Annotated in this window: 8 protein-coding genes, 1 tRNA gene, 2 rRNA genes and 1 pseudogene; 4 read left to right on the top strand and 8 right to left on the bottom strand. The window is 60.3% G+C overall.

Translation table 11 applies throughout. The features are described 5' to 3' along the window. Nucleotides 1-52 precede the first annotated feature (52 nt). The 3 genes from C8348_RS19740 to C8348_RS19730 all read left to right on the top strand — a co-directional run bounded on the left by C8348_RS19740 (nt 53) and on the right by C8348_RS19730 (nt 5150). Nucleotides 53-2185 (top strand): ATP-dependent nuclease, encoded by a 2133-nt coding sequence (locus tag C8348_RS19740; protein ID WP_208983833.1) that lies wholly within the window; start codon nt 53-55, stop codon nt 2183-2185. Continuing rightward, nucleotides 2178-3941, top strand: coding sequence for a UvrD-helicase domain-containing protein (locus C8348_RS19735; protein WP_106755024.1), 1764 nt, complete (start codon nt 2178-2180; stop codon nt 3939-3941). Before C8348_RS19740 ends, C8348_RS19735 begins: the two co-directional genes overlap by 8 nt. Nucleotides 3942-4038: 97 nt before the next feature. Continuing rightward, nucleotides 4039-5150, top strand: a protein-coding gene (locus C8348_RS19730) for an IS3 family transposase (protein WP_106755023.1) whose coding sequence is annotated in 2 segments (ribosomal slippage) — nt 4039-4294 and nt 4294-5150 — 1113 coding nt in all. Because the reading frame shifts where the segments join, the coding sequence is not laid out codon by codon here. 125 nt (nt 5151-5275) lie between these two features. Here C8348_RS19730 and C8348_RS19725 read toward each other — a convergent pair. The 5 genes and pseudogenes from C8348_RS19725 to C8348_RS22480 form a co-directional block, all read right to left on the bottom strand. Further along, the gene (locus C8348_RS19725) at nt 5276-6463 is read right to left on the bottom strand and encodes a hypothetical protein (RefSeq protein WP_157950484.1); all 1188 of its coding nucleotides are present in this window, start codon (nt 6461-6463) and stop codon (nt 5276-5278) included. A gap of 113 nt (nt 6464-6576) precedes the next feature. After that, nucleotides 6577-7380: an AbiJ-NTD4 domain-containing protein gene (locus C8348_RS19720; protein WP_106755021.1), complete on the bottom strand. Its 804-nt coding sequence runs from the start codon at nt 7378-7380 to the stop codon at nt 6577-6579. 57 nt (nt 7381-7437) lie between these two features. Further along, the gene (locus C8348_RS19715) at nt 7438-7950 is read right to left on the bottom strand and encodes a hypothetical protein (protein WP_106755020.1); all 513 of its coding nucleotides are present in this window, start codon (nt 7948-7950) and stop codon (nt 7438-7440) included. Nucleotides 7951-7995: 45 nt separating this feature from the next. Next, nucleotides 7996-8406, bottom strand: a pseudogene (locus tag C8348_RS19710) (tyrosine-type recombinase/integrase); the annotation flags it as partial. A gap of 288 nt (nt 8407-8694) precedes the next feature. After that, on the bottom strand, nt 8695-9048 hold the full coding sequence (locus tag C8348_RS22480) for a hypothetical protein (protein ID WP_244294073.1): 354 nt from the start codon (nt 9046-9048) through the stop codon (nt 8695-8697). Here C8348_RS22480 and C8348_RS19700 point away from each other — a divergent pair. Beyond that, a complete protein-coding gene (locus tag C8348_RS19700) occupies nt 8929-10722 on the top strand; it encodes a recombinase family protein (RefSeq protein WP_244294074.1) in 1794 nt (597 codons plus the stop codon). The two genes, C8348_RS22480 and C8348_RS19700, sit on opposite strands and share 120 nt — an antisense overlap. Here the strand turns inward: C8348_RS19700 and C8348_RS19695 are convergent. The 3 genes from C8348_RS19695 to C8348_RS19685 form a co-directional block, all read right to left on the bottom strand. Beyond that, nucleotides 10679-10755: transfer RNA gene (locus C8348_RS19695), tRNA-Met, on the bottom strand. The genes C8348_RS19700 and C8348_RS19695 overlap by 44 nt on opposite strands. 67 nt (nt 10756-10822) lie before the next feature. Then, nucleotides 10823-10937 (bottom strand): 5S ribosomal RNA (rrf, locus tag C8348_RS19690). Between the two features lie 200 nt (nt 10938-11137). Then, nucleotides 11138-11239 (bottom strand): 23S ribosomal RNA (locus tag C8348_RS19685); the annotation flags it as partial.

Raw genomic sequence — 11239 nt, 5'->3', positions numbered from 1 at the left:
CTCATATTGTGTAGCACGAAGATCACATTTTTTCTAGAGTGAGATTCTACGGGTGCATTGCGCCGAGAGCACAGCAAAAGCCCATGGGGCCACCAAGAAAAGAGGCCTGAAATTTATGCGAATCAAAGGGGTCGAAATCGAGAACTTCCGACTTCTGCGAGGTGTCGCAGTGGGGTTGGAAGATCGCACTACGCTGATCGTAGGGCGCAACAATAGCGGCAAGACCTCGATAGCAGAGCTATTCCGCCGACTCCTCGGCGAAAAAGCCCCGTCATTTAGGTTGGAGGATTTTTCCCTGGGTTGCCACGAGCGCTTCTGGGCGGCGTTCGAGGCCTTCCGCGCGGGGGGCACTGCGCCAGACGTCATCGCACTCCTTCCATCGATCAAGGTCACGATCGACATCACCTATGACGTCAACGCTCCAGATCTCGGCCCGCTGAGCGAATGCATCGTCGATCTCGATCCGAATTGTAGCGAGGCACGGCTCATCCTGACATACGGACCTCGACCTACGGCGCCGACAACGCTCTTCGCTGACCTCACGGTCGGCGAGGATGTGGCGGTCAACCGTTCGACCTTGTTTCGGGCTTTGGGTAGCCGAGTGACAAGCGCCTACGTGGCGTCGCTGGAAGCGGTCGATCCCAATGACCAGACCAATCGAAAGGTGCTGGAACCAAAAACACTCACAGCGCTCGTCCGCGGCGGTTTCATCAATGCGCAGCGCGGCCTTGACGACGACACCCACCGCGAGCGGGACGTTCTCGGCAAAGTCGTTGAGGTGCTATTTCAATCGGCTCTCACCGATCCTGTCGACCCCGAGAAGCGGACGACGGCAGAGCAACTCAAGGCGGCAGTTGAGCAAATTCAAGGCGACTTACACGCAGGCTTCAACGCGAAGCTCACTTCGCTTTTGCCGACGTTCGACTTGTTCGGCTATCCCGGTCTCTCCGATCCCGGCCTCGTCACCGAGACGAGTTTCGATGTCGACAAGCTGCTGAACGATCACACCAAGGTTCGCTACGTCGGCGTCAATGGCATGACCCTGCCCGAAACATACAACGGGCTCGGTGTGCGTAACCTCGTCTACATGCTGCTTCAGTTACTGCGGTTCTTCCGCGAGTATCAGGCCACCCCGACCGCCGCTGGTGTGCATTTGATCTTTATCGAAGAACCGGAAGCGCACCTGCATCCGCAGATGCAGGAAGTCTTCATCCGGCAGCTCGACCAGATCACGAGCGCCTTCGTCGCCCAGCTCAACGAGAACAGGCCTTGGCCGGTCCAGTTCGTCGTCACCACGCACTCACCGCATATGGCAAACGAAGCGCGCTTCGAGGCCATGCGTTATTTTCTCTCGGTTCCGGACGGCGTGGGCATGCGCCGCTCGGTGGTGAAGGATTTGCGCAAAGGCATGGGCGGCGCGGCCGTGCCCGACCGCGAATTCTTGCATCAATATTTGACCCTGACGCGGTGCGATCTGTTTTTCGCTGACAAGGCGGTCCTGATCGAGGGCACAGCGGAGCGCATCCTGCTCCCGGCGATGATCCGCAAGACCGACAGCACCGCCGCCGGACAACCGCAGCTCGGCAGCCAATATCTCACGGTGATGGAGGTCGGCGGTGCTTATGCCCACCGATTCTTCGATCTCCTCTCCTTCCTTGAATTGCGCACCCTCATCATCACCGACATCGACGCAGTTAGGCCCAATGATGCTGGAAAGCGGGTGGCCGTGCCGGTCGCAGAGGGTGTGTTCACCAGCAACGGATGCCTTAAAGCCTGGTTCGGGGACGATGTTTCGCCACAGGCGCTGCTCGGAAAAGCCGCTCCCGAAAAGACCGCCGGCATTCGGCGCATCGCTTTCCAGATACCGGAAGCGGCCGGTGGACCGTGTGGCCGGAGCTTCGAGGACGCCTTCATCCTGGCCAATCCAGCGCGTTTCCCTCTGGACGGCGACCCCGCGCTTGCGGCTTACGTCCTGGCTGGCGATCAGAAGAAGTCCACCTTCGCGCTGGAGCACGCGATCGAGCACACCGACTGGTATGTCCCCCAATATATTGCCGAGGGGCTGCGCTGGCTGGCGGAGGGCAATCCTGCACCCGTAGAGCTGGCTCCGCAGGTCGGGGTTGAGATCGTGGCAGACGCCGTCGGCGACGCGGTGAACGTGGGCAAGGTCGGCGAGAATGGCTGAGGAAGCGGAAAATCCGGCAGACGCCGCCGGGCGCGTGGCCCTCGAACGGATGTTCGCCTGTCTGGACGATGGGCGCAGCTTCCGTCTGGAAGCCGGCGCAGGCGCAGGCAAGACTTACTCGCTGGACAAGGCGCTCCGCCGCTTGATTGAGGGACGAGGCGCCGAGCTTCTTCGCCGCGGGCAGCAGGTCGGCTGCATCACCTACACCAACGTCGCCAAGGACGAGATCATTTCGCGCATCCAGGCCCATCCTGCCGTGCGTCCCGATACGATCCACGGCTTTTGCTGGTCCATTCTGCAGGACTTCCAATCTAATCTTCGCGCGCTCGTTCCCGAACTTGATGGCTGGGCGGAGCGTCTCGAACCTGTCGACGGCATCGGAGCCCGCCGCGTCCATTACGAGTTGGGATATCCCAGCGTCAGCGACCATCAGGTGACTTTGAGGCATGACGATGTCCTTGCGCTTATGATGAAGGCGCTCGCCTATCCCAAGTTCCGATCGGTCTTGACTGCGCGCTATCCCATCCTTCTGATCGACGAATACCAAGACACCGACGCTGGCTTCGTCGATGCGCTCAAGGCGTGGTTCCTGGACACGGGCCAAGGTCCACAGATCGGGCTATTCGGCGATCACTGGCAGAAGATTTACGGTGAAGGCTGCGGCCTGGTCGAGCACGCGGCGTTGGAAGTGATCGACAAGAATGCGAACTTCCGATCCACCGACCCGATCGTTCAAGTCCTCAATCGAATGCGGCCGGCGCTGCCCCAGATGGTGCGTGATCCAGCCCTGCCGGGCGAAGCGCGCGTGTTTCACACCAATCTTTGGCCCGGCTCCAGGCGGACCGGACAAGGCGGCGGGCACTGGACAGGCGATACAAGCCCTGAGGCCGCAAAGGCATATTTCACACACATCAAGCATAGGCTCGCGGCCGAGGGCTGGGATCTCGGGGTTGGGAAAACCAAGATTCTCATGCTCAGCCACAGCGTCCTTGCTCGTGAGCAGGGCTATTCAAGTATCCCGCCAATCTATGGCCAGTTTAACGATCCTTGGCTGAAAAAGGACGATCCCCACATCAAATTTCTGTCCGACCAGTTGGAGCCGGCTTGCGCCGCCTTTGAGGCGAAGCGCTACGGCGAAATGTTCGGATGCTTTGGAGCCGGTGCGCCTAAAATACACAAGCACGCGGATAAGGTGGCGTGGTCGGACGCCATGGCTGCACTGACCGCACTGCGAACGTCGGGGACGATTGGCGAGGTTGTCGACTTCATCGCCGCGCAGCCGCACATGCGACTTCCCGAACCTGTGGAAGAAGCCGAGCGGCGACTAGCCGACTCCGGCCCCGAGCCGGTCGAAGGGGAATCCCGGCGCGTCACCCAACTTCGGAAGCTGCGTGCGGTCCGCTATACGGAGTTGATCGCCCTCGACCGATTCATCGACGGGCACACGCCCTTCGCCACCAAGCACGGAGTCAAGGGTGCCGAGTTCGAGAACGTGCTTGTGATCGTCGGTCGTGGGTGGAACAAATATAACTTCGGCCAGATGCTCGAATGGATCGAACCGGGTCCGCCTGCAGACAAGACCGAGTTCTTCGAGAACAATCGCAATCTGTTCTACGTGGCGTGCTCGCGGCCAAAGATCCGGCTGGCCCTATTATTCACACAGGCGCTCTCCCAGAATGCTATGGCGCAACTTACCGCTTGGTTTGGCGCTGCGAACATTATTGCTCTGCCTGCCGACCCTCAAGTCGCAGTCTAGGCGCGACGCTCTAAGCCTTTGCACGCCGCGGAGACCGTTGACGTTGCCCCCTGAAGCGCCCTCGGTTTGAATTGGACTCCGTCGGAAGGAGACGGAGATGAAGAAGAGCCGGTTTAGCGAAGAGCAGATCATTGCGGTGCCGAAGGAGCACCAGGCCGGGATTGCGGTGGCGGATCTCTGCCGCAAGCACGGGATCAGCGATGCGACCCTCTACAATTGGCGCAATCGCTATGGCGGGATGGAGGTCTCCGACGCGCGCCGCCTGAAGGCGCTCGACGACGAGAACCGGAAGCTCAAGAAGCTGCTGGCGGAGTCGATGCTCGACGTCGCGACGTTGCGCGAGGCGCTTGGAAAAAACTTCTGAAGCCCGGATCGCGGAGAGCGTTCGTGACCTGGGCCATCGAAGAGAAGAGCTACTCGCAGCGTCGGGCCTGCAGCCTGATCGGGCTTGATCCGAAGACCTATCGCTATGCCTCGCGTCGCTCCGACGACGTGACGATCCGGGAGCGCCTGAAGACCCTGGCGGGTCAGCGGCGACGGTTCGGCTATCGGCGGCTGCACATCCTGCTGCGGCGGGACGGCATCGTGCTGAACCATAAGAAGCTGTTCCGGCTCTATCGTGAAGAGCGGCTGACGGTGCGCCGGCGTGGCGGGCGCAAGCGCGCGCTCGGGACACGGGCGCCGATGGCCATGCCACAGGGCCCGAACCAGCGCTGGAGCCTGGACTTCGTCGCCGACCAGTTGGTCGACGGACGGCGCTTTCGTGTGCTGGTCGTGGTCGACGACTTCACCCGCGAATGCCTGGCACTCGTCGTCGACACCTCGCTCTCCGGCCAGCGGGTCGCCCGCGAGCTCGATGCGCTCATCGCCCTTCGCGGCCGGCCGCTCATGGTCGTCAGCGACAACGGCACCGAGCTGACATCGCGGGCAATCCTGCAATGGCAGGAGGATAGCCAGGTCGAGTGGCACTACATTGCGCCGGGCAAGCCGATGCAGAACGGGTTCGTCGAGAGCCTGAATGGTCGCTTCCGGGACGAGTGTCTCAACGAGCACATGTTCCGCAACCTGCCGACCGCTCGCCGGCTGATCGAAGAATGGAGAGTGGACTACAATGCCCACCGGCCGCACACGAGCCTTGGCGGCCTCACCCCCAACGAGTTTGCAACCCGGTCCAAGACGGACCACATCGAGAACAGAGTCCAGTCATGAACGAGGGCAAATAGGGGGCAACGTCACCGTCGACGAAAACCGTGCGCCGCCATTTGCCGAAAATCTCCGACCTGTGATCGAAGATACCTGAATCCATGTCCAGGGGACGATGGGGCTGATCAGTCCTAAATGACGGTTTGGCGCCGCGACGGCGTCGGCGCCCGGTACTTGAGGACGCGCGCAGCGATCGCGAAAAAGTCGGTGAGGTTCTCGATCGAAATGTCGATCTGATAGAGGGGGCAGGATCGCTCCTCGTCGACCTGGAAGCCAACCCTGCAAGGCTCCGCCGTCCGCTCAAGGCGGGCATAGGACTGATCGCCCGCATTCGACGGCGCGCCGTTTCGGCCAAAGCGAGACCAATATGTCTCGATCGGATGGCTGCGTTCCCAGTGTTTCAGACTGTCGTCTCTGGAGAAGCGATCGCAATCACAGCTACACACCAACTGTAGATCACCACGAAGACTGTCGAGGGCTGGGCCCAGGAGCAGATCCACAACTTTCTCCGGGAAGGGCTCACCGCCCTCGGTTCGGAGGGCGATCTCCATAACCTCCTGCAGTCGTTCGGACTGGCCGTGACGGAGGGTCGCCAGAATAAGGTAGGCTATCGCTTCGATGATCGGACCCTGTTGTCCGCCAGCCTTCATCAGTCGGGTGTAAAGGAACAATAGATTGAAAATCGCCATCGAACAGGCCGCGAGGGCTTCCTCGTCCGTGCAATATCCGCCCCAAGGCCGCTCATCGATGCTGCCGTGGGCAAACTCGTTGGCTATGAGGGCGATTCGCTCCATCGGACCGATCTCAAGCGTTCCGCGCTCCGCCCAGATCCGCCGGGCTCGCTCGATCGAGCTATATTCCAATAGGTTCCAGAAGCGTTCTGTGATGGCTTGTAGATATCCGGCGGAGCTGAGGCCGCCCTCGAACAGCCGCAACACGGTCGAGGGCTGGTCGCTCAGCATGCGCTCCAGGACGGGTTGGTCCCACAGTAGAATCTGCGGCTTGGGAAAGCGCGCCTGCCAGGTCTTCACCCAGTCGCGGGTCGGGTTTGAAAACGTCGTGTTCGTCGCGATTACCAGGCAATCGACAGTTCCGTCGGCCAGGACGTTGTTGCAGGCCGACGTCACCGCATCCTTCTCGACCGTCCCAGCCCGCCCCTTACATTCAATCCACCACCGCTTCGCCTCGATCTGACCGTCCGCGCCTGGCATATAGAACCGGCCTTCAAGGTCGCGGCCACCATCGGCAGCGCCGCCGCCAATACCGCCGAGGCGCCACTCGAGATCACGCGCGCCGATCCCATCGAGCAGCCAGAACAAGCATTCTTCCAACGCCCTGCCTTTGAGCTCCCTGAACGGGATCTCCGTTGGCAAGACCCATTTGGGTGCGCCGTTGGGGCCATCTCCATCGGGTTCATCAGCTTGGGCCAACGCTACCTCGCTCGACCCGAGGCCCGCAGGAGATAAACGCTTACCGCAGACGCCACGGTGACCACGAGTTCGGCTTCTTCGAACCGGGGCTCGCGACCTTCTTGAATGTGACGGCCCTGTTCGGAGGCAAACCCCCATAGCTTATGCAGAGCGGTGTCAAGCGGGGGAGGAAAGCTCAGCCGACCGATGATCTTTCCGAGGGTGTCGGTGCTTCCGTCGATTTCGCGCGCCACGCATTCCAAGGCGGCCATGGCATGCTGGATGGCGCCCGTAACGTCAGCCGCCGGTCGGCGCGAGATGTCCTTGAGGGCCTCATGCAATTCGTTGGCGGCGGTTGGCGTCCCAGCGTCCCGCATGATTTGAGCCGCGTCGCCGGTGGCCAGTTCGAACGGCTCAGATCCGCGGGCGACGATAACGCCCGCTTTCATCTGCCAGCCAACGCCATGTTCGTGAAACAGCAGGTTCAGGCGACGCTCAAATTCTGGCCTCCGGGAGTCGGTGTAGTCGCCCTCCCCGACGGCGTGGTAGAGGCGTTCGGCGATGTCATAGACCCTATACCAGGGCGCGCCATCGATCAGTTGAGAAACCTCGTTTTCGACGTTCCCAGGCGACCAGTTGTTCGGGTCCGGTCGCCTCAGCAGAACCTCGCAGACGGCGTCTCGCATTCGGTCTGGCCCGAGGCCACAGGCATAGCCAAGCATTAATACGCCATCGCGCACAACGTCAGGCGCGTCTTCCCGGATAGTGATCTCGGCGTCGGGGGGGCGAAATCCGAATCGATCTGAAAATGGCGACAATTTATCCATTCCCGATATCTAGCATGGCTTGAAAGATCGGTGATAGGCGGCGACTAGCCGGTCGGACTACGCCGGAAATACATGATCGATCCATGACGCGCACGCTTCCAGTATCTCAAGCGCCATCGCCGGTGAATGAATGTCGGAAGTGCCGTGGGATAGCCCGTTCCGCAGCGCGATGAGGGCTTCGATTGGGTCGAAGGCCGCTGTTCGATCCGACATGAGCGCGGGTAGGATTCCAGCCTTTCTCGCTCTGTCGACAAGATTTCTCAGTGTACCTCGCGCGGCGCCTCCGTGGCCGTTGAGCCTGTGTTTCAGCGCTAACTCGAAGGCGCCAAATGCTTGGACTTCTCCGACCACGAAGAGATCGTAGTCGAAGAAGGCATAAATGATCGTGTTTCGGGCGCGATCGTAAGCAGCCAGAACATCAGACGGTGCGGTGCCCGCGAGACCGATGCCGGCGAGCGCGTTATGATGGTCCACAAGAGTCATTCGGCGGGCCTGGCCGTTTTCAATGACGCAGAGATCAGCGAAGCGCGGATCGGGCTCCAAAATGTCTGCAACGGTCTTAAAGGCCATTTTTCCCGATCCAGTGCTCTGCCAACGGGCGTTACTCGTCCAAAGTTATGCAGCCAGCTGCGAATCTCCGTCAGAGTGGCTGGGCGACTCCCCGGTGGCTTTGGCTAGGAACCGACTGAGCGCAACTCTCCTTGAATCTCGGTCAAGCGCGTATGCCGTTTGCTTGAATTCGACGCCGTCGAGTAGTCCTTGAATGTATCCGGAAATCGTGTCGGCTGCCATGATCAACGCTGTGTCGAGCGTGTGAATATATTTGCTCGTCATCGTCCCTTTCGAATGGCCCACGAGTGCGGCAATGGTGATTTCGGTGAATCCGAGATCGTTGGCGATGCTCGCGAAACTGTGTCGCAGGACGTGGGGCGTCACGTCAGAAAGCAGTGACTTCCTAAATATCTGCTTCCAATGTTTCGGGAAGCTCCCAAACGCGGCGCCAATACGCTTGCCAGGAAACACGTAACATTCGACTTCCATTCCAAGCGGCGTGAGGAAGGACCGAGTGTACGCGAGCATCTCATTGGCGACCCGATCACAGATCGTCCTCCATTGATCTGGCGTCATAGCTCGTTCTTTCTTTGTGCCTCTGCTAACCTCGGTATTTTCCATTCGCTGTGCCACACTATGATACGCTACACTTCGCAATCAGCGATAACAATGCGCCCAACACCGTCGAATATACGCCTTATTTTACAGTTGCTTATACTTCCGTTCACGACAATTTTGAAGTCGATCAACTTGCAATCGGCTTCAAACGGTGTAACGATGGACAACGGCAAACGCCCACAGCAAAGGAGTGCGCTCCGGCTCGTCGAGCCGGAATTGACGCTCAAGCGCCCCGGCGATGGTCCAGACCTGCGCTTGGTCGAGTTGGCTCGCCTGCTCGCCCGTCGTGCCGCGCGGGAGGTGTTCGAGGAGCAGACGAAGGAACGCAGCACGACGCGCTCCTGAGCCCCGGAAGGAGAGTGCGCCTTGAAGGTTGCGATCTACGCCCGCTATTCGTCCGACAATCAGCGCGACGCGTCGATCGCAGATCAACTCCGTATTTGCCGTCTCCATGCCGAAAAGCAGGGCTGGCACGTGGTCGAGGAATATACCGACCACGCCATATCTGGCTCCTCCCTCCTCCGCCCGGGCATCCAGGCGCTGATCTCCGACGCCACGCGCGGGCGGTTTCAGTTCGTGCTGGCCGAAGCGATGGATCGCCTGTCACGCGATCAGGAAGACATTGCCGGCCTATTCAAGCGCATGGCCTATTCCGACGTGAAGATCGTCACCCTGTCCGAAGGTGAGGTCACGCATCTCCATGTCGGCCTCAAAGGCACGATGAACGCCCTCTTCCTGAAGGACTTGGCCGACAAGACGCGGCGTGGCCAGCGCGGTCGCGTCGAGTTGGGTAAGTCTGGCGGTGGCAACGCCTATGGCTATGACGTGGTCAAAAAGTTCGATGGGAATGGCGAGCCGGTGCGCGGCGACCGGACCATCAACGAGGTTCAGGCCGACGTCATCCGCCGCATCTTCCGCGATTACGCCACCGGCAAGTCGGCCAAACGGATCGCCTTTGAACTGAATGAGGATGGCATTGCCGCACCCGGCGGCGGCGATTGGGGCTTCAGCACGATCAACGGCAATCCGAAGCGAGGCAACGGCATCCTCAACAACGAGATGTATATCGGCAAGCTGATCTGGAACCGCCAGCGCTTCCTTAAGGACCCGGACACCGGCAGGCGCCAGGCGCGCATGAACCCGGAATCGGAATGGATCACTCAGGACGTCCCCGAACTGCGTATTCTCGAAGAGGAACTCTGGCAGTCGGTGAAGGAGCGCCAGAAGTCGGTCAAACGGAACCGGAGCGACGACGGCGAGACCGAGAACCATTTCCGCGAACGTCGGCGCCCCAAATACCTCTTCTCAGGGCTGACCAAGTGCAGCTGCTGTGGGGGTGGCTACTCGATGATCTCGGCCGATTTGGTCGGCTGCTCGACAGCCCGCAACAAGGGCACCTGCAACAACCGCAAGAACATCCGGCGTGACCAGCTCGAGGCTCGCGTGCTCAATGCGCTTCGCCACCACTTGATGGATCCAGCGCTATTCAAGGAGTTCTGCGACGAATTCACCCGCGAGATGAACCGCCTGCGCATGGAGGGTCGGGCGTCGATCGACGCGGCAGAAGCCGAGACTAAAAAGATCGACCGGGAGCTGGACAAGCTCATGAGGCTCATCATGGCCTCGGGTAACGATGAAACCCCAACCCGCATGATGAAGCAAATGAAGGAGTTGGAGGGCCGGCAGCAGGAGCTAAAGGCATTCCTCCAAGAAGCCGAGGAGCCGCCTCCCCTTCTACACCCGAACATGGCGCACCACTACCACATCCAGGTCGACGAGCTGTACGCGGCGCTTCAAGAGGATTCCGAGGCCAAGCGCATGGTCGCAGCCGACGTGCTGCGTTCGCTGGTCCGGGAGATCGTCCTCACCCCGGAGGAAGGCGAGCTTCAGATCGACGTGCGCGGTGATCTGGCTGGAATCCTTAGCGTATCGCTCAAAAGCAAACGGCCCGCCGGAGGGGCGGGCCGAGTGCAAGTTGAGATGGTTGCGGGGACCGGCTCCATTCAGAGCTTGGGTCCTTCGCAAGTTGAGGTGGTTGCGGGAGGGCGCAACCATCAGGACTTGCGGACACAAAAAAGCCGCCCGGTTGGGGCGGCTGATTTGCGCGATGTGATATCGCAAGTTGAGATGGTTGCGGGGGCAGGATTTGAACCTGCGACCTTCAGGTTATGAGCCTGACGAGCTACCGGGCTGCTCCACCCCGCGTTGAGGTGTATTGCGGTTTTGTCCGCGGAGCTGATTGAGTTGAAGAGTTTTTGTCTGGACTTTGCAGGCCTGGCGGCGACCTACTCTCCCGCGTCTTGAGACGAAGTACCATTGGCGCTGGGGGGTTTCACGGCCGAGTTCGGGAAGGGATCGGGTGGGGGCCCCCCGCTGGGGCCACCAGGCCGGCGAAGTGCAGACAAATGAGGAACTGGTCTTTTTTGCCTTTTGAGGCATCGATGATTTTGTCGCGTATCCCTGACTATCGAGGGACTTGACGGACCGAAGGTTCGCAAGCGCGACGCGCGCCGGCCACGTTTGGCCGCCCTCGCGGAGGGCAGCGCCCGTGAGCGCTTTAGAATGGAATGGACATTGATTAATGAGAGTGATCAAGCCGAACGAGCTATTAGTAAGGCTCAGCTTCACACGTTGCCGTGCTTCCACATGCCTCCTATCGACGTGGTGGTCTTCCACGGCTCTTCAGGGA

Origin of the sequence: Pannonibacter carbonis (assembly GCF_003012935.1) — a bacterium.
Classification (GTDB): domain Bacteria; phylum Pseudomonadota; class Alphaproteobacteria; order Rhizobiales; family Stappiaceae; genus Pannonibacter; species Pannonibacter carbonis.
Note: the sequence above shows the minus strand (reverse complement) of the source record. Positions and strands in the feature narration are given on the sequence as shown.